Source organism: Halovibrio salipaludis, assembly GCF_002286965.1.
GTDB lineage: Bacteria > Pseudomonadota > Gammaproteobacteria > Pseudomonadales > Oleiphilaceae > Halospina > Halospina salipaludis.
In genome coordinates this window covers 689,858-708,530 of sequence record NZ_NSKD01000001.1, presented here as the reverse complement: position 1 = coordinate 708,530, position 18,673 = coordinate 689,858, and the positions used below count along the sequence as shown (strand labels likewise).

17 protein-coding genes and 1 tRNA gene are annotated in these 18,673 nt (G+C 63.8%); 6 read left to right on the top strand and 12 right to left on the bottom strand.

Annotated features, from left to right (window positions below; translation table 11 throughout):
- Positions 1-62 precede the first annotated feature (62 nt).
- The gene (gene bfr, locus CK501_RS03450; RefSeq protein WP_095616305.1) at positions 63-554 is read right to left on the bottom strand and encodes a bacterioferritin; all 492 of its coding nucleotides are present in this window, start codon (positions 552-554) and stop codon (positions 63-65) included.
- Positions 555-651: 97 nt separating this feature from the next.
- Complete coding sequence (locus tag CK501_RS03445; RefSeq protein ID WP_095616304.1) at positions 652-858, bottom strand: bacterioferritin-associated ferredoxin; 207 nt, start codon at positions 856-858, stop codon at positions 652-654.
- A gap of 258 nt (positions 859-1,116) precedes the next feature.
- On the opposite strand from CK501_RS03445, the gene CK501_RS03440 reads away from it, so the two are divergent.
- The 3 genes from CK501_RS03440 to CK501_RS03430 all read left to right on the top strand — a co-directional run bounded on the left by CK501_RS03440 (position 1,117) and on the right by CK501_RS03430 (position 3,872).
- Positions 1,117-1,193, top strand: a tRNA-Arg gene (locus CK501_RS03440).
- Positions 1,194-1,522: 329 nt separating this feature from the next.
- Positions 1,523-2,779 carry an alginate export family protein gene (locus CK501_RS03435; RefSeq protein WP_198949368.1) on the top strand — a complete coding sequence of 419 codons (1,257 nt, stop codon included), beginning with the start codon at positions 1,523-1,525 and terminating at the stop codon, positions 2,777-2,779.
- Between the two features lie 109 nt (positions 2,780-2,888).
- Positions 2,889-3,872 (top strand): NAD(P)/FAD-dependent oxidoreductase, encoded by a 984-nt coding sequence (locus tag CK501_RS03430; protein WP_095616303.1) that lies wholly within the window; start codon positions 2,889-2,891, stop codon positions 3,870-3,872.
- Here CK501_RS03430 and CK501_RS03425 read toward each other — a convergent pair.
- A complete protein-coding gene (locus CK501_RS03425) occupies positions 3,863-4,801 on the bottom strand; it encodes a diguanylate cyclase (RefSeq protein WP_095616302.1) in 939 nt (312 codons plus the stop codon). The genes CK501_RS03430 and CK501_RS03425 overlap by 10 nt on opposite strands.
- Before the next feature lie 240 nt (positions 4,802-5,041).
- Between CK501_RS03425 and tpx the strand changes: the two genes are divergently transcribed.
- On the top strand, positions 5,042-5,542 hold the full coding sequence (gene tpx, locus CK501_RS03420; RefSeq protein WP_095616301.1) for a thiol peroxidase: 501 nt from the start codon (positions 5,042-5,044) through the stop codon (positions 5,540-5,542).
- 4 nt (positions 5,543-5,546) lie between these two features.
- Here tpx and CK501_RS03415 read toward each other — a convergent pair whose 3' ends face one another.
- Genes CK501_RS03415 through CK501_RS03405 form a run of 3 tightly spaced genes read right to left on the bottom strand, consistent with a single transcriptional unit; the run spans position 5,547 to position 8,451 of the window.
- A complete protein-coding gene (locus CK501_RS03415; protein ID WP_095616300.1) occupies positions 5,547-6,206 on the bottom strand; it encodes a thiopurine S-methyltransferase in 660 nt (219 codons plus the stop codon).
- Positions 6,207-6,237: 31 nt separating this feature from the next.
- Positions 6,238-6,777, bottom strand: coding sequence for an LOG family protein (locus CK501_RS03410; RefSeq protein ID WP_095616299.1), 540 nt, complete (start codon positions 6,775-6,777; stop codon positions 6,238-6,240).
- A gap of 30 nt (positions 6,778-6,807) precedes the next feature.
- On the bottom strand, positions 6,808-8,451 hold the full coding sequence (locus CK501_RS03405) for a methyl-accepting chemotaxis protein (RefSeq protein WP_158223028.1): 1,644 nt from the start codon (positions 8,449-8,451) through the stop codon (positions 6,808-6,810).
- 139 nt (positions 8,452-8,590) lie between these two features.
- Between CK501_RS03405 and CK501_RS03400 the strand changes: the two genes are divergently transcribed.
- Positions 8,591-10,249: an ABC-ATPase domain-containing protein gene (locus CK501_RS03400; protein ID WP_095616297.1), complete on the top strand. Its 1,659-nt coding sequence runs from the start codon at positions 8,591-8,593 to the stop codon at positions 10,247-10,249.
- Positions 10,250-10,318: 69 nt separating this feature from the next.
- The gene (locus CK501_RS03395) at positions 10,319-11,548 is read left to right on the top strand and encodes an MFS transporter (RefSeq protein ID WP_198949367.1); all 1,230 of its coding nucleotides are present in this window, start codon (positions 10,319-10,321) and stop codon (positions 11,546-11,548) included.
- A gap of 8 nt (positions 11,549-11,556) precedes the next feature.
- Here the strand turns inward: CK501_RS03395 and CK501_RS17060 are convergent, their stop codons facing one another.
- The 6 genes from CK501_RS17060 to CK501_RS03370 are packed head-to-tail and all read right to left on the bottom strand — an operon-like array spanning position 11,557 to position 18,624.
- Positions 11,557-11,691, bottom strand: a complete 135-nt coding sequence (locus CK501_RS17060) for a hypothetical protein (RefSeq protein WP_269844179.1) — start codon at positions 11,689-11,691, stop codon at positions 11,557-11,559.
- 27 nt (positions 11,692-11,718) lie between these two features.
- Positions 11,719-12,714 (bottom strand): ABC transporter ATP-binding protein, encoded by a 996-nt coding sequence (locus CK501_RS03390; protein WP_095616296.1) that lies wholly within the window; start codon positions 12,712-12,714, stop codon positions 11,719-11,721.
- The gene (locus CK501_RS03385) at positions 12,704-13,690 is read right to left on the bottom strand and encodes an ABC transporter ATP-binding protein (protein ID WP_095616295.1); all 987 of its coding nucleotides are present in this window, start codon (positions 13,688-13,690) and stop codon (positions 12,704-12,706) included. Before CK501_RS03385 ends, CK501_RS03390 begins: the two co-directional genes overlap by 11 nt.
- On the bottom strand, positions 13,687-15,018 hold the full coding sequence (locus tag CK501_RS03380; RefSeq protein ID WP_095616294.1) for an ABC transporter permease: 1,332 nt from the start codon (positions 15,016-15,018) through the stop codon (positions 13,687-13,689). Before CK501_RS03380 ends, CK501_RS03385 begins: the two co-directional genes overlap by 4 nt.
- A complete protein-coding gene (locus tag CK501_RS03375) occupies positions 15,015-16,103 on the bottom strand; it encodes an ABC transporter permease (RefSeq protein ID WP_095616293.1) in 1,089 nt (362 codons plus the stop codon). Before CK501_RS03375 ends, CK501_RS03380 begins: the two co-directional genes overlap by 4 nt.
- Positions 16,093-18,624 (bottom strand): ABC transporter substrate-binding protein, encoded by a 2,532-nt coding sequence (locus tag CK501_RS03370; protein ID WP_198949366.1) that lies wholly within the window; start codon positions 18,622-18,624, stop codon positions 16,093-16,095. The genes CK501_RS03375 and CK501_RS03370 overlap by 11 nt, the downstream gene beginning before the upstream one ends.
- Positions 18,625-18,673: the final 49 nt, after the last annotated feature.

The window sequence follows — 18,673 nt, the reverse complement described above, 5'->3', positions numbered from 1 at the left end:
ACACCTCAGTCGTCAGAAGCGGGCGTATTGTACCCGCTCCCGGCCGATGATACGAGCCTCCTTTATTCGCCGCCTTCCTCGGCAGTGCCGCTGGACTGCAGCTGGCAGTAGTTCTCGAGACCCATGCGGTCGATCATGTCGAGCTGTGTCTCAAGGAAGTCCACATGGCCCTCCTCGTCCGCCAGCAGGCTCGCGAGCAGATCGCGCGTACCATAATCCTGAACGGATTCAGCATGCTTGATGCCGGCCCGATAGATGGCGATACCGTCGTGTTCGGCCTTGAGGTCGCACTCAAGGATTTCCTTCACATTCTCACCGATCAGCAGCTTGTTCAGGTCCTGAAGATTCGGCAGACCGCCCAGGAACAGAATGCGCTCGATCAGCTGATCGGCGTGCTTCATCTCGTCGATGGATTCGTCGTATTCGATTTTGCCCAGCTTGTCGATGCCCCAGTCCTTGAGCATGCGCGCGTGGAGAAAATACTGGTTGATAGCGGTCAGCTCAGCCGCCAGCGCCTGGTTCAGATACTGGATGACCTGTTTGTCGCCCTTCATGGGAATTGCCTCCTGATCCGGTCTGTCTGTTTTCAATTACGCAAAACTAGCACATACGGATCAGCAACGGCCAGCCAGTCGCAGGGAGTAGAGGCTGTTACGCGGGGCGTGCGAGCGCATTGATCAGGTCCAGGTCCACGCTCTGGCGGTGCTCATTCAGAATCTCCCGGGCCATGTTTCCACAACGACCACACTGGGTAGCAACACCGAGCTCGTTCCGGAGCTGCCGCATGCTGGAGCAGCCATCCTCGACCGCGCGGCGGATTTCGTGATCAGTGATTTGATTACAGAGACACACGTACATGACAACTCCTGCATGGCAGCTAACGAGCACCTTAATGCTAATTATTCTTATTTCCCCAAAAGAATGCAAGCGTTTTGCGCAAAAAATGTTCTCACTGAACACTGGCACATTTTGCAGCGGCCCTCAACTACTGAAATGTCACCTGGGGATGGACGTGCGGGCCAACGGCCCTTATCATACTGCCCCTGTTTCGATGGCGTCGCTCACAAGGCACCAGCCGTCGAACGACACCGGTACTATCCATTCCGGTGTCAATCTCCGCCCGTAGCTCAGCTGGATAGAGCGCTGCCCTCCGGAGGCAGAGGTCATAGGTTCGAATCCTATCGGGCGGGCCATACAGCCGAGGGGCCTGCGAGCAATCGCAGGCCCTTTTTTTATGCATCGTCGGCGCTGGACAACGACCTATCCCCTGTTGAGACTCCTGAAAGCAGCCAATGCTGAAAGGTGATCCTGGTCGATACGTGGATGCCACGCAGATGTAGTACTCCGAAAGCACCAGCTTAATCTGGCAGCCGACACGAAAACCCTACTCCTTAAGGCCTACCTTCCTGATACTGAAGGGAAATAAAGCCAGAAACTTGATAAGCATCATTTCCCATATTTCTTTAAGAGGGGATACTCGGCTGAGAATTCATCCTCAGTCGGCCGTTGGAGGCCCCACCCCATGACAACGCGATCACCGATTACCACCGCCGTGCGCTCCTATCTTGGCAAAGCCCCCCTTGTGGTTGCTGTTGCTGCATTTTCCGGAGGAATCTGCGCGGATCCCATCACAGATGCCATTGCCAATGGCACATCCTCACTGGACACGCGTTATCGCTACGAGAACGTGGACGAGGATGGTTTCACAGATGATGCGCGGGCATCCACGCTGCGTGTCAGGCTGGGCTATGAAACCGCTGAGGTCGCCAACCTCAAAGGTTACATGGACGTGGAACATGTCACGGCGGTCGGCCCTGAAAACTACAACAGCACAATCAATGGTCGAGACAGCCGCCCAGTGGTTGCCGACCCAACCGAGACGGAGCTGAACCAGGCTTATCTCGCGTACAGCGGCCTGACGAACACCAGGCTGAGAGTTGGCCGCCAGCGCCTGAAGCTGGATAACGACCGCTTTATTGGCAATGTGGGCTGGCGCCAGAACGAGCAGACCTTTGACGGCTCAACGCTGGTCAATACGTCACTGCCGGATACCACCATCACGGCAGGGTATCTCTATAACGCCAACCGCATTTTTTCGGATGCCAGCCCCAAGGGTGACCTCGCCATGGATACCGGCATCCTGCATGCGCAATACGAAGGCCTGGACTACGGCGCAGTGTCGGCCTACAGCTACCTGATCGCGCTTGATAACAACCCCGATGACTCCACACAGACGTTCGGACTGCGGTACACGGGAGATGCACCGCTCAGTGATGGCGTAAATGCCCTGTACACGCTGGAGTACGCCCATCAGAGCGATTATGACGATAATCCCCGCAGCCTGGACCAGAGCTACTACAGCCTCGAAGCCGGGGTCGATGTGTCAGGCGTACAGTTCAAAATCGGTCAGGAAATGCTGGGCAGTGACAACGGTAACTCAGCCTTTGCAACGCCTCTGGCGACACTGCATGCGTTCAATGGCTTCACCGACCGTTTCCTGGCAACGCCGGATTCCGGGCTGGTGGACAGCTACACCAGTCTCTCCGGCACTCTGGGTGGTGTCCACCTGATGGCGATCTACCATCAGTTTGACAGCGATGAGAGCAGCGACGATTACGGTTCTGAAGCCGCATTGCAGGCGACGTACAGCATCAACGGGACCTATTCGGTAGGCGCCAAGTATGCCGCCTACGATGCTGACGGCTTCAGTCAGGGCACTGACAAAGCCTTCAACCGCGATGCGGACAAGGGCTGGGTCTGGATACAGGCCTCCTTCTGAATTCAACCTGAAACTCCAAAAGCCGGGCCTCTTTGTCAGCAGGGGCCCGGCTGGTTACGATTATTCGGACGCGGTCATCCATAACGCCGCCGCCAACGAATAACCCACCATGATTCAGAATACAGACATCGCCATTGTTGGGGCTGGCGTTGCCGGCCTGACAGCAGCCCTGCGCGCACGCGAAGCGGGTTTCACGCCCATCATCTACGAGAAAAGCCGTGGCCCGGGAGGGCGGCTTGCCAGCAAGCGCACCCGGGATGATGCCAGCGTCGACATCGGAGCGCAATTCTTTACCATTTGCAATCCGAGGTTCAACGCGTTTCTGAGGGAGTATGCCGGAGCAGACGCCCTTCAGCTCTGGGACGCCACTCTCTGGCATGAAAGTTCAGAAAGCGGGGTGGACAGCTTCCACCAGGCGATGCGTTATGTTGGTACGCCCCGCATGACCGCCATCACCCGTTCTCTATCCAGGAACCTTTCCATCAGCACCGGAACCCGCATCACGGCCGTGTCGGCGGGCCCTAAGGGCTGGACTCTGACGACCGATCAGGGTCCGCATGGCCCCTTCTCACGCGTGATCATTACGGCTCCGCCCGAACAGACCCGGGACCTGCTCCCGGAATCCCTGGTCGCATCCATGGCGCTGGAACAATTCCGGATGCTGCCCTGCTGGACTCTGGCACTGCGCTTTGAAGAGGCTCTGGCACTTGGCTTTGATGGCATCCAGTTGGCCCATGAGAGTCTGGGCTGGGTCGCCCGGAACACCAGCAAACCCGCTCGTGGCAATGCGGAATGGTGGGTTATCCATGCCAACAGCACCTGGTCCGAAACCCACCGTGACACCGATCCGGCGATAGTAGCCGAAAAACTGACCACCGCCTTCCGCCAGCGCTTCGGGGTTGGCCAGCCCACCAGCGATCACCTGGTGCACCGCTGGCTCTACGCACGCCCGGCCCCCGGGCCCAGGCCACTGTATCTCAGCTCAGTGGACAATAGACTGGGGTTGTGCGGCGACTGGCTGGCGGGTGGCCGTGTGGAGGGTGCTTTCGAGAGTGCGGACGCACTGATCACGGCCTGGACGGATCAGCCGTAGACGCAGTCCCGCCCGGCCTGCTTGGCCCGGTAGAGCGCCCGGTCCGCACGTGCCATGAGATCATCAACGCCATCGTCGGCTGGAATCAGGGAGGAAACACCGAAGCTGGCACTGGCGCTGACCGTGGCATCCCGGCAGGCAACGGAGGAACCGGAAAGACACTGGCGCAGCCGGTTGGCCAGGATCCGGGCCTCGTCCTGGTCCGTGTCCGGAAGCAGCAGCACGAATTCCTCGCCACCGACGCGTGCCGCGACATCGCCCTCTCGCACACAGTTGCCGATCAGCTGCCCGATGTGGCGCAGTAGCCGGTCGCCGGCCTCATGGCCGTGTTCGTCATTGATGCGCTTGAACCAGTCCAGATCGAACTGCACCAGTGAAAGGGGGCGATCGCTGCGACGGGCCCTTGCGAGCAGCTTCTCCGCCGCCTCGAAAAAGGCCCGCCGGTTGTTGAGCCCCGTCAGCTCATCTTCACGTGCCAGCGCATCCGCGCGTTCGCGTTCGGCCCTGAGCGCCTCTTCCATCTCCCGGCGCTCGGTGATGTCCATGGCGATCTCCAGCCGCACAAGGCGCCCGTCCGGCCACCGGATGGCCTGATCGCGGCACTGGTACCAGCGGCCGTTGGCCTGGTTCCGGAATTCCCACACCAGTGGTTCAGCACCCTCCCGCTCGCCATCCACAAGCTGGGAGTTGGTGCAGAAGGGGCAGGGGCTGTTCCGATCCTGGAGTACCGCCCAGCACTTGCGACCAGCCGGTTCACCCCAGACGCGCCGGCCGTAGTCGTTCATGAACAGCAGCTCGTGCGTTTCCATGTCCGCCACGTAGACGAGCGCATCCACATTATCGAGGATGGTCAGCAGTGCCCGGGGATCCATCTGACGTAAGTCGGTAGCAGGCCCCTCCCTGAAAAACACCGGATCTCCTTCCTGCATCAAAGGGCTCCCATACCACAGAAGGGGTAATTATCAGCGGGGTTCCGCCCGTATGCCAACCAGTCAGGCATAAACTTTGAAAAATCCCGGTAAAAGTCAATTAACCCGACAGGTAGACCCGGTGGGTCAGCGGCTTTGCTCCAGCACTGCATTGTGGCACTGTTGGATCATCCGCGGTCACAGTGACAGCGTACCCAACGGCGGTATTCCAACAGACGGACAGAAACAGGGAGAACAGCAATGGCACAGGTCACACTTGGCGGCAATCCGGTCGAGGTCAGCGGCAACCTGCCCCAGCCCGGCGATACGGCCCCGGACTTCACCCTGACCAACCCGGACATGGAGGAGAAAACCCTTGGTGACTGGCAGGGTCAGCGCCGCATCCTGAACATCATTCCCAGCGTGGATACCGGCGTCTGCGCCGCCTCAACCCGCACCTTCAATGAAAAGGCCAGCAGCCTGGACAACACCGCGGTGCTGGTGATCTCGGCGGACCTGCCGTTCGCGGCGGCGCGTTTCTGCGGCGCGGAGGGGCTGGACAACGTGATTACGCTGTCGTGTTTCCGCAACGACGGCTTCCGGCAGGACTACGGGGTCAATCTCACCTCCGGCCCCTTCCGTGGCCTGTGCGCCCGCGCCGTGGTGGTTCTGGACGAGAACGGCAAGGTGCTGCACAGCCAGCTGGTATCAGAGATCGGGGAGGAGCCGGACTACGAGGCGGCCCTTAAGGCGCTGGGGTAAGTCCTTATGCCGCCGGCTCGGCTGTACGCTCGAGCCGGTAGGCCGTTTCCACCAGCGACGTAACGCCCGCCTCCTGCAGGTGGGTGTAATATCCGATAACCTCCTGGCGCTCAAGCTGTTCGACCCGGAACCAGTTCTGGGCGTCCAGCTCCGGGCGCCGCACCGGGAAGGGCGGGCCGTCCATCTCGCCGTCCGGGTACTCAAAGGTGATCAGCATCCCCACGCCGCCTTCAACAACAAGCGAAGCCAGCTTCCTGAGGTAGTCCGGGCGCATCGCTTCCGGCATGGCGATCAGGGCTGCCCGGTCGTAGAACGCCTCAAAGCGCGCCTCCGGCTGGAATCCGAAAAAATCCCCCACCAGCAGATGGATGTTACCGGAATGATGGTCCGCAAGCCCGTCAACGCGCGCGTCGACCGCCGGCTGACACTGCCATTCCTCGAAGAACTCATCCACGGCACGCTGGTCCAGCTCAATGCCGGTCACCTGGTGACCTTCGCTGGCGAGCCAGCGCATATCCAGTGTCTTGCCGGACAGCGGCACCAGTACATCGAGACCCTCGCACCCGAGTGAATGCCAGTGGTTCTGGAGCATGGGGTGGATGTCACTACGGTGGAAACCGATTTTCCGCTCGGTCCAGATGTCATGCCAGAACTGCGGCTCCATTGGAGGCTCCTGCGACTTTATTTAGAACAAACTAATGCAAAGACAGGACATCAAGCAAGTCTTCCGGGGCCTGTGACACGGTCAGCATGGCCCGATGCCGGGGATGCACAAACCCCTCGGAAACGGTGCCATCCAGGAACCGGATCAGGTCATCGTAGTATCCGCGGGTGTTGAGAAGGCCAATGGGTTTGGCGTGGAAGCGCAGCTGGCCCCAGGTCAGGATCTCGAACAGTTCCTCCAGGGTACCGAGACCACCCGGCATGGCGATGAAGGCATCGGCACGCTCGGCCATGAGGCGCTTGCGCTCGTGCATATCCGCAGTCACCAGCAGTTCCGTGAGCCCGTCGTGGGCCACCTCCTTCTGCTGAAGCGACTCCGGGATCACCCCGGTCACGGCGGCGCCGGCCGCCAGCATCTCATCCGCGATCACCCCCATCATGCCGATGGAAGCGCCTCCGTAAACCAGCCCGAACCCCCGCGCCGCCATGGCCTTTCCAAGCTGGCGCGCGGCGTCCGTGTAGTCATCCCCATGCCCGGAGCGGGAGCCACAGTAGACACAGATGGACGTCATCACCCTCTCCCTGATCAAGTGAGGCCGGGCTCAGTCCACCCGGAACTGGCGCACCATGGACTCGATGGAATCCGCCGCACTGCCCAGGGACTGGGACTGCTCCTGGATGCTGTTGAGCTCCTCCCGGACCTGCCCCGCCAGTGTGGTCAGATGGTTCAGGCTGGCCGAGATCTCGTTGGAGGCCTGGGACTGCTCCTCCGCCGAAGTGGCCACGTGCTGGGTCATGTCGGTAATGGTGCTGACCGAACCGGCGATGGCCTCCAGCGCCTCCCGGGCTGAATCCACACTCGTCTGCATGCTCTGGGTCTGTTCGCTGCTGCGCTGCATGGTCTCCACCGCGTGGCGGGTCCCTTCCTGCAGCTGGTTGATCATCTCGCGGATCTCATCCGTGGACTGCTGGGTGCGACTGGCCAGGTTACGCACTTCGTCCGCCACCACCGCGAAACCACGCCCGTGCTCGCCGGCACGGGCCGCCTCAATGGCCGCGTTCAGCGCCAGCAGGTTGGTCTGGTCCGCCACGCCATGGATCACATCCAGCACCTGGCCGATGTTCTGGGCATGCTCGTCCAGCTTGCCAATGGCGTCGCTCGACTGCTGCACCTCCTGCACCAGATTCGCCATACGGTCCCGGGCTTCCTGGGCCGTGTGCTCACCCTCGCTGGCGCGGTCATTAGCGGTGCTCGCAGCATCCGCCGCCTCACTGATGCGCTTGGCCACATCATCCACGGTCTGGGTCATTTCCTCGATGGCGGAAGCGACCGTGTCCAGCTCGGATTTCTGCTGGTCAAAGGACTGTCCGGCCTCGGTTACGGAGTTGCGGACGCTGCCGGCTACTTCCTTGTTGGTCCCGACCACATCCCGAAGTTCACGCACCATATCCTGGATCCGGGCCACAAAGCTGTTGAAGCTTCGGGCCACGCGCGCCACCTCATCGCTGCCGGTATCATCCAGACGCCGGGTCAGGTCGCCCTCACCCGTGGCGATACTCTCCATGGCAGCAGCAGCGCTCCCCATGGGCTGTGTCACGCTGCGAACGATCAGGAAGCTCACACCGATGAGCACCAGGAACCCGATTACTGCCAGCGTCACCACACCACTCATGGCAGCGGCGTACTGGGCCTCCTGTTCGTCCAGGTAGATGCCGGTGCCGATCACCCAGCCCCAGGGCTCGAACCGCTCCACATAGGAGATCTTGCGCACCGGATCATCAAACCCTGGCTTGGGCCAGTGGTACGGCACGAAACCGGCGCCGCCCTCATTGCGGATGGTTCTGTTCATCTCCGCAAACAGGCGCACCCCGTTCGGGTCCTCGTAATCCTTCAGGGACTTGCCTTCCAGATCCTCACTGAACGGGTGCATGACCATGACAAGATCCATGTTATGGATCCAGAAATAGTCATCGTCGCCATAGCGCAGATTGCGCACAGCCTCCGCGGCGCGGCGCTTGGCCTGCGATTCACTGAGTTCGCCGTCCTGCTGGCGTTCATAATAGTGCTCCACCATGGTCATGGTGCTCTGCACCAGATTACGGGTACGCTCCTTGCTGCTGTTGTAGAGGCCTTCCTCAAAATCATTGGCCACCATCAGGACAAGCCCGAGCAGGACCAGGAAGGCTACGCCCACCAGGCCCATCAGACGCTGGCGGATGGTGAAACGACGCATCAGGGCAAGCATGGTGTTGGTCTCCGAATTTTCGTAGTGGCGGATTCGCATGCAATATAGTTGGAGATGTGACACTCGTCACGGAAAGGATTCAAACACCCGTTCGACAACCCTCTGTTAGCATGTACTTTTTCTGTAACCGGAAGGCTCCATGAAAGAACTGGCATCACTGCTGACCCGACTCGACGGTAAAAGCTACAGGGCCTATAAGGACCTGCTCGGTGAACACCGCTTCGAGGGCTGGACCCTGATCGTGGACCACGTGCAGGCCGATCCGTTCGCCGCCCCCTCGCGGGTGCGGGCAAGAGTGGACGCCGCCACGGCGCAGCTCCCATCAACGGTATTCACGAGCCAGGCGCGTCAGTGCGCGGCACGCGATTACATCGCCCGTGCCTTCCGCCACGCCACGCGCAATGAGAAGGAGCTGGGCATCGACGCCGGTAACCAGACGGTGCTGGACCGGACGGCAACCCTGATCGATGACAACGGCGACGTGGAACTGCGCCTGAGCCTGAGCCTGCCGGCGCGCGGGCGCAGCATCATGGGCCACCAGGCCCGCAAACTGATCTGCGAGAAACTGCCCGAGGCGGTGCTGGCCGCAGCCACCGCCCGGCGTCTGGATCTGAAGGCACTGGAGCGGCACATGGCCGTGGTGGAGGACCAGCAGGCCCTGCGCCGCCAGCTTCCGGAGCACGGGGTCGTGGCCTTCGTGGCCAACGGCTCGATCCTGCCGCGGCGCTCAGGGGTCGATGACCGGCCGCTGACCGATGCCATCCCCTTCGAGACGCCCGGGTCACTGGCCGTCACGCTGGAAACGCCCAACCATGGCCCGGTCGCCGGCATGGGCATTCCCGAGGGGATCACCCTGATCGTCGGCGGCGGCTTCCACGGCAAGTCCACCCTGCTGTCGGCGCTGGGGCTCGGCGTCTATGACCATGTTCCCGGGGACGGGCGCGAGCAGGTGGTCACCGATGGCGGCGCTGCCAAGATCCGGGCGGAGGACGGGCGCGCCGTGCACGGCCTGGATCTCTCCCCCTACATCAACCGCCTGCCCTACGGTAAGACCACGGAACGTTTCTCCACGGAACTGGCCTCCGGCTCCACCAGCCAGGCAGCGGCACTCCAGGAAGCCCTGGAAGCCGGCGCCCACACCCTGCTGGTGGACGAGGACACCTCCGCCACCAACTTCATGATCCGCGACCGCCGCATGCAGGCCCTGGTCGCCCGCGAGAGCGAACCCATCACCCCCTTCGTGGACCGCATCCGTCAGCTGCGCGATGAACTCTCGGTCTCCACCATCCTGGTGATGGGCGGCTCCGGGGACTATTTCGACTGCGCGGACACCGTGATCCAGCTCCAGGACTACCATGCCCATGACGTGACCGCTGATGCCCGGGCTGTGGCCGAGCGCTTCGCCACCGGGCGCGAAACCGAGGCCCTGGACCCGCTGGACCGGCCAACACCGCGCCCCCTGATTGGCAAACAGCTGAACCCGGAAACCAAGCCGGGCAAGACCAAGATCCAGGCCCGGGGGCCGGATACCCTGATCTTTGGTCGCGATGACGTGGACCTGCGTTCGGTTGAGCAGGTGGCCGACCCCTCCCAGGTGCGGGCCATCGGCCAGCTGCTGGCACGGGTGGCGGAATCCGGCACACGCCTGGATCAGCCCCCGGAAGAGCTGGCCCGGCGGCTGGAGGCAGGGTTGACCGCACTCAGCCGCCGCCCGGACGGCGATCTGGCCCTCCCCAGGCTGCATGAGGTGATGGCCGTTCTGAACCGTCTGCGCAGCTCGGCTTTCGGGGAACCCTGAGACGCCGCCCCTGTAACGGCGGACTCCGGCGCTTTATCATGGCGCTCCCGCTGTTCACCGGAGTCCGCCTTGAACCTGCGCCTGCCACGCTTCATACAGACCAACCCCTCGCTGGCCCTGTTCGCACTGCTGGCCACGGCGCTGTCCGGGTTCGGGCAGACCTTCTTCATTTCCATCTTCGGCAGCAGCCTGCGCGACACCTTCGAGCTGAGCAACGCCACCTATGGCACCTACTACAGCCTGGCGACACTGGGCTCGGCCCTGGTACTGGTGCGACTCGGGACCATCGTGGACCGCTGGTCCCTGGCCAACACCATCACCCTGGCACTGGGCCTGCTCGGAACCAGTGCCCTGCTGCTCGGTACCGCCTGGCACTGGCTGCTTCTGATTCCCGGCTTCTTCCTGGGGCGGCTCGGCGGCCAGGGCATGATGACGCACATCGGCTTCACCGCCGCCAGCCGCTACTTCGACCGCGATCGGGGCAAGATCATGGCCCTGACCGTCTCCGGCCTACCGCTGTCCGAGGCACTGCTGCCGGCGGCCGGGGGTCTGATCCTGGCGGCCTGGGGCTGGCGTTCGCCCTGGCTGCTGGCCGCCGCCTTCCTGCTCGTACTGGCGCTGCCCCTGATGCGCTGGCTCGCCCGCGATGCCCGCCATCCGCGCGAATTCCGCGCCACGGGCCATGAGGACGGCGCCGAGACCACTGGTTTCACCCGGCGCCAGGCGCTGCGCGACCCCGGCCTCTACATGGCCCTGCCGGGTGCACTGGCCGTGCCTTTCACGGTGACCGCCATCCTCTTCCACCAGACCGCCATTGCCGAGATCCGGGGCTGGCCCTTGGAGCACATCGCCCTGGCCTTCTCCGGCTACGCCCTCGGCCACTTCCTGATGCTGTTCGTGGCCGGCCCGCTGGTGGACCGCATCGGGGCCCGGCGGTCCCTGGTGATCGGGCTCTACCCCATGGTCGCGGGGCTGCTGGTCATGGCCATGACCCATGCGAGCTGGACGCCCTTCCTCTACCTGGCGCTCACGGGCATGAGCCAGGGCTTCGCGGGCACGGCCGGCAACGCCCTCTGGCCGGAGCGTTACGGCGTGGCCCACATCGGCGCCATCCGCTCCCTGGCCCAGGCGGCCATGGTGCTGTCCACCTCTGCCTCGCCGGTCCTGGCCGGGCTGGCGTTGGATGCCGGCATGACACCCTCGGGCCTGGGCATAACCCTCGCCGGCGCGACTGTTGCCGCTTCCCTGCTGTTACTGCTGGCGCCCGAGAGACCCCGCACCGTATCTCCGAGTGCCTGATCCTGCCGCTAGCGGCGGAGAACGCCGGCAGTGAAGCACAACACGCCAGCGAACAGCATGCCGTAGGCAACCAACGAGAGTACCACCGAGGGTGCCAGGCCACCGGAGACCATGGCCAGCAGCGGCGCCAGGGCCGTCAGCATCAGCAGGATTCCAAGGGCCCGCAATGTCTAGTCCCGCTCCGGATCCTGCAGCCAGCAGGCGGAATAGTGCCCGGCCTCCGGCTCGAACAGGGGCGGATCCTGCCGGTCACAGAGACCGGCCATGGCCTGGGGGCACCTCGGGTGGAAACGGCAGCCCTCGGGCGGGTGCAACAGGCTGGGCGGCTCGCCATCCGGCACGTCGCGCTCATCCAGCGCGTTGTCCGCATCCACATCCGCAATCGCCGCCAGCAGGGCGCGGGTGTAGGGGTGCTGGGGATTGTCCAGGAGCTGTTCCACCGGGGCCTGTTCCACCACCCGGCCGGCGTACATCACGAAGATACGATCGGCGTAGTGGCGCACGGTTGAGAGGTCATGGGTGATGAACGCCAGTGTCAGCCCACGCTCCGTCTGGATGCGCCGCAGCAGGTTGAGGATCTCCACCCGCACCGACGCATCCAGCATGGAAACGGGCTCGTCCGCGATCAGCATGGCCGGCTCCAGCAGCAGCGCCCGGGCGATCACCACCCGCTGCTGCTGGCCGCCGCTGAGCATGTGCGGGAACTTGGGCAGGATCTCGTCCACCTGGGTCAGTCGTACTTCCTGCAGCGCCTGGCAGATGCGGCGCTCACGCTCGTCCCGGTCCTTCACACCATGGATGATCAGCGGCTCCGACAGCAGCCGGCGCACGTCCATGAACGGCGGAAGTGCACCGAAGGGATCCTGTTGCACGTAGCCGACCCGTGCCAGGTACTGGCGGCGGGCCTCACCCTTCAGTTCACTGAGGTGCTGCCCTTCAAAGATCACGTCGCCATGGCTGGGGTTGTGCAGGCCCAGCAGCGTCCGGGCCAGGGAGCTCTTGCCGCAGCCGCTTTCGCCAACGAAGGCCACGGACTCGCCGCGGCCCAGCTCGAAGTCCACGCCGTCCACGGCGCGCACCGAGCCCACGCGCAGGAAGCCCCACTGGCGCAGCTCAAACCAGGTGTGCAGGTTGGTCGCCTGGAGTAATGGTTCCTCAGCCGTCATGGTCGGTGCCCTCCTCATGCAGCCAGCAACGCACACGGCGTTCGCCGTTCAGCTCGAAAGCAGGTGGATCCTCGCTGCAGCGCCCGAAACGCGACGGGCAACGGTCCGCAAAACGACAGCCCGCCGGCGGGTCGATCAGATCCGGTGGCTCACCCGGGATGTAGCCCGGCGGCTCGCTCTGGTGCAGGCGCGGCACGCTGTCCATCAGCAGCTTCGAATAGGGATGGGCCGGATGGTGGAAGAAATCCCGGGCGTCGCTCTGCTCCACTACCTGGCCGGCGTACATCAGCGCCACCCGGTCCGCCAGTTCACTGGAGGTGGCCACGTCATGGGTGATCAGGATGAAGCTGGTGCCCTGCTCGCGCTTGATGCGTTTGAGCACGTTCATGATGCTCGCCTGGGTCAGGACGTCCAGCGCCGATGTGGGTTCGTCCAGAATCACCAGTTCCGGCTCGGTGATCAGCGCCATGGCCAGTACTACGCGCTGACGCATACCGCCGGAAAGTTCGAAGGGGTAGCGTGTTACAAAGTCCCGGGACACGCCCACTATGGCAAACGTCTCCACCACCCGCTCCATGGCCGCCGCTTTCGACCAGCCACGGTGCACCCGCAGCGGCTCCGCCACCTGCTCGCCCACCCGGACCACCGGATTGAGAGCGTTCATGGCGGCCTGCATCACCATGGCGATGCGGTTCCACTGCACACCGGAACGGAAGCGTTCGTCGTCCATGCCCATGAGTTCGTCACCGCCGAGCATCACCTGGCCGCTGTAACGGGCCACGTTGCGCGGCAGCAGCCGCATCAGCGCCTTGGCCAGGGAGCTCTTGCCGGAGCCGGACTCACCCAGCACCACCAGCGCCTCGTTGCGCCCCACATCGAGGTCAACGCCGTCCACCGCCCGTGCTGTCCCCCGGCGGGTACGGTAATGGAGCTGCAGGTTGCGCACCTGCAGCAGTCGCTCGCGAGCGTCCGTCATTGCGTTCTCAGCCTCGGATTGAAGACACGGTCCAGGGCGAAACCGAACATGGCGAAGCCCAGCCCCGTCAGCATCAGCAGCACGGCGGGCGCCACCACCCAGTAATAGAAGCCGTTGTAGAGCGCGCTCTGCTCCTGGGCGTCATTGAGTACCTTGCCCCAGGTGGGCAGCTCCGGGTCACCCAGACCCAGCACGGCCAGCGACGCCTCCAGGAACACGAAGGTCGGGATCAGGGTCACAAAGGTCGGGATCAATACCGGCAGGATGCGCGGGATCATGTAACGCAGGATGATGCGCGCGTTGCCCGCGCCATAGGCCCGTGCCGCCTCGATGTAGGGTGCCTCGCGGATGGGCAGCAGCATGGCCCGGTAGGTCTTGATGCCGGCGCTGAAGATGCCCAGGGCAATGACCACGCCCAGCATCAGCCAGATGCTGGTGGAGTAGAGCGTGCCCACCATCACCAGTATCGGCAGCATGGGCAGGATCATGTTCACCTCCGTCAGGCGCTGGATCAGCGCATCCACCCAGCCCCGGTACCAGACGCCCGTGGCGGCGATCACCAGGGTCGTGATCGTGGTGCCCACCGCCGCCAGCAGCCCGAAAGCCAGGGCCACGGGCGTGCCCCACATCAGTGCCAGCATCAGGTTGCGGCGCTGGTAGTCGGTGCCGGCCAGCCCGTGGACCCGGCCATAGACCGCCAGGTCCGCCTCCAGTTCGGCACCCGGATCAAACAGCATGGCGTCCACCGTGAGCCGGTAGTCGCCCCGTTCCGCCCTCGGGTCCGCCGGATCACTCCCGCCGGCGAACAGCCCCACGTGCGGCACCATACCCAGCCGCCCCTCCAGGGCCCGGTTCTGGGAGATGGAGATGCGGTCCTCCTCCGAGACCCGCTGGCCGCCCAATGGGATGGTCTCCCCGGAAGGCGTGTGCCAGGTGAGGCGCACAAAGGCCTCCTGCTGGGTGCCCTTCTGGTTCAGGAACAGGTTGAGTTCGCTGGGGAAGCCCTCGTTGTCGTACTCAAAGGTGAGCGGAATCCGCACCTGCTTGCCGCCCTCAAAGGGCGCCTCGCGCACGTCAGCATTGTCACTTTCCACAACCCGGGTCTGCGGCAGGTTGCCCCCCAGCAGCCGATCCGCCCAGACCGGCCCGGCGTTGACCGGGTTCATCTGCCAGTGGTCCCCGCCACGCCAGCGGTCCAGCGCCTCGGAATAGGGAATGGTGATGACGGTATAGAGCGACAGCGCCACCAGGAACAGGATGATCGCCAGCCCACCGACCGCGGACGGATACCCCCTGAGTTCACGCAGCCCCTGCACCCAGCGGTTCATTGCTCACCTCCCTCGATCCGGACCCGGGGGTCGAGAATGGCGTAGAGGAAATCCAGCATGAACACCGTCACCGCCAGCAGGTAGGCAAAGATCACCACGCCCCCGATGATCACTGGCGTGTCCCGGTGCCCGATGGCCTGGAACAGCAGCGTGCCGAGGCCGGGCCAGTTGAACACCTGCTCCAGGATGATGGCGCCGCTCCAGAGCCCGATCAGCATCAGCAGGAAGTTGGTGATGATGGGCGCCAGAGTGGGCCGCAGGATGTAGCGGCTCTGGATCAGGTTCGAGGGCAGGCCCTTGGCCCGCGCCATCTCCACGTAATCCTCGCTGGAGTGGATCAGGAAGAAGGTCCGCCACGAGTAGATGGAGATGAAGATGGACGACAGGAACATGGCGATGACCGGCAGCACCAGATGCTCCAGCACACTCCCGGCATAGACCCACGGATCCTCGGGCGGAGGAATCGCGACCATGCCGCCGGCGGGCAGCACCGGCACCACGAAGGCGAACAGCAGGATCAGGAAGATGCCGTAGAACCAGGCCGGGGCCGCCGAGCTGGGGGCGAGGCCGATAACGGCGCGGTCCAGCCGGCTGCCGTAGCGTCGCGACAGGTAAAGTGCGGCATAGACGGAGACGAAGAACACCAGCAGGTTCGCCGTGCCAAACAGCAGCAGCGTCGCCGGCAGCCGTTCCACGATGATGTCATAGACCGCGCGCGAGCCGGTATCACTGTGCATCTCCTCGGCGCGGCCCAGGTCCAGCTGGATGGCCTGGGCCAGGTAGTCGAAGCTGCGCCAGATGAAGGGTTCATCCAGGTTGCGCTGCTCGATCTGCAGCTGCACCTGCTCCTTGATCAACTCATTGCGCTTTTCGGAATCCATTTCCGAAAAGGAGGGATCCGCCCGCACCGATTCGGACACGGTGGAACGGATCTGCAGCTTGCGCAGCTCATCCACCTTGCCACCCATGTTGGCGATGACGATGGTCAGGTAGACCCCGATCAGAACGGTCACGAACAGCGCCAGCACCCGGCGCAGGGTGAACCAGCCAAGACGGCGGAAATCCCGCAGGCGGCTATTCATCATCCACCTCCATCAGCCGTGTCCCCACCGGAACCGTGGCAAAGGCGTGGGAGGCGAAGGCCGGCAGAGCCACACGGGACGAGGTCACCGCCACCTCCAGGCTGTTGGCACCGTCGTCCAGCGCCGACAGGGTGTCGGCATCCAGTGACACCTGCCAGCGCCCCTCGCCCGCGGGTTCCGCCTGGCCGCGGGTCTGGAGATTGCCGTCGGCGTCGAACAGCAGGTATTCAAGGTTCCTGATGGCCTTTTCCGGATAGGGATCCCCGCCAAAGGTTATCGTCACGGTGAAGGTCGCCGACTGGCCCTGGGGCACCATCATGGGCCCATCCAGGGTCACCTCGGGAATCTCCGGCTCGCTGAAATCCAGCCATTTATCCGCCGGGTCCGCAAAGTCTTCGTTGCGGCGCAGCACCACTGTCTTTTCAACAGGATGCACGGAATGCAGGTAGAAGGGCCCGTTACCCACCCAGAAATGGCCGCGCTCGCGGTACCAGTCCTGGATGGCGCTGTAACGCCGCTCCGCCGGGTTCTCACCCTCGGTCATGTCCCTGAGGACCGAGGCATAGGGCAGGTAGCCCTGCTCGCGTGCGCGGCCCAGATGCCGCTCCAGGGTCTCCAGGCTGGGTCCGGAAACCAGGCTGAGCCAGGGCACGCGGTTCGCATCCGCCTTGTGGGATGAAAAGGCAAGATCCCCGGCCTCTTCCGCGCGCATGCCCAGCGCCAGCATGTGCCAGGGCAATGGCGACAGCGCCTGCTGGGCCACGATGGTCTCGGCATCCGGGAAGACCTGATCACTGTAGACCTCGATCACCAGGGGCTCACGCTGGAGGATGCGCCAGCCCTTGAAATACTGCTGGAACACCTGGAAGCGCGGGACGTGCGCCGGATCGAAGAAGGGACTGTTCTCGTCCGCCCGGGCGAAATTCAGGATCCAGGGCAGCACCAGATCCGCCAGGGACATCTCGGTGCCGTCATGCCACTGGCCGTCCAGATAGCCTTCCTCGTAGCGGATGCGGGTGCGTGAGCGCGCGGTGGTGCCGTCTGGATGCGCGTCCGCCACTGTCCGGAACCGGTTTTCCTCCGCGTTCCAGCCGATCCACGCCTCCGGCGGCACCTCGATGGTTTCCTCGCGCTCCAGCTCCACCCAGTCCTGGCTGCGCTGGGCCACCGTATCCCCGGTCACGGTCACCTCCGCACCCTGGATGCTCTGGGGCTGGTAGAGCCCTGTGTAGGGGTTCGGAAGCAGCGGCGGATCATTCAGCGCCCGCGTGATCATGGTATCGAACAGCCAGTTGCTGCCGGCCACCGGGTTCCAGGGCTCGGTGAGCATGCTGGGCGCGGCGAAGGTCATACTGCCGCCCAGCCGGTTCCTGTAACGCAGGGTGTAGGGCCACATCCGCGAGCCCGAGATCCCCCCGGCCAGGTCCGCGGCCAGAGCCACGTTGGCGGCACGCGGGATGATACTGAGCTGGTCCACCAGCCAGATGCGGTAGGACTCCTCCATGGCCAGCTCCATGCCCTCGGCCATCAGCTCGCGGCGTTCCTCCATGCTGGTGTAATCCCGGCGTTCCAGCCGGCGGGCGATGTTGTCCAGGGTCTCGTCCGGGTCATAGGCCTGCCACAGCGGGTCCGGGCGGCCGCGGTTGGTGTAGTAGAAGCTCAGGTTACTGGAGACGTCCCGGTTGATGGCGGTTGAGACCCAACTGCCGGTATAGATGTGCCACTGACCGGCGGAGGGGTCGCTGGCAATCCAGATGCGCGAGGCCTCCTGGGCTGTACGGTACTGGCGCCGCACATTGAACCCGAGATCGCTCATGAGATTGCTCACATAGTCACCGACCTGTTTGCGGGCATCCTCGGTGCGGATCAGGATGCGCAGGGTGACCGGCTCGCCGTCGTGGTACCACTGCCCGTCCCGCCGAGCCGCGCCCAGTGCCTTCATCTCCTCCTCGATGATCCGGCGCGCTCTTTCCGGATCATGGCCGTACTTGAGCTCCAGGGACCGGGCGGTCTCCGCCAGCCGCGCGTAATCGGGAAAGGCCGTGTTCATCGGCAGATAGCGGGGCACGGCCATGCCGCCATAGATCTCCTCGGCCACGTGCCGGCGGTCCACCAGCCAGTTCATGGCCTCACGGATACGGCGGTTGCTGAAGGGGTTGAGGTTCTCCTCGAATTCCGCCGGGTTGAGGGTCAGCTCGGTGTTGGAGCCATAGGCGGTTTCGTAGTCACCCTTACGGGAGTCGCGCAGGCGCTGATAGGCGGTGATGTTGGTGATGCCCTGGGCAAACACCTGCTGCCGGCCGCGTTCAATCAGCCCGGCGATCCGACCCACGTCCGATTCCTGGGTGAACACCACCTCGTCCACCAAGGCTCCGCGGCGGCCGGTTTCCTCAATGGCCTCCCGGAGATCCCCGTCTTCCGGGCCAGCACTGGTGGACTCGGGCTGCTCTGCCGGGCGTGGCAACAGCATCAGCAGGGCCAGCACCACAAGCCCCGCCAGCACCCAGGCAATGGGTTTTCTCAAGATGACCGGCGCTCCCTTCCTGTTGTTCTTTGACGGGACAGGTTATACG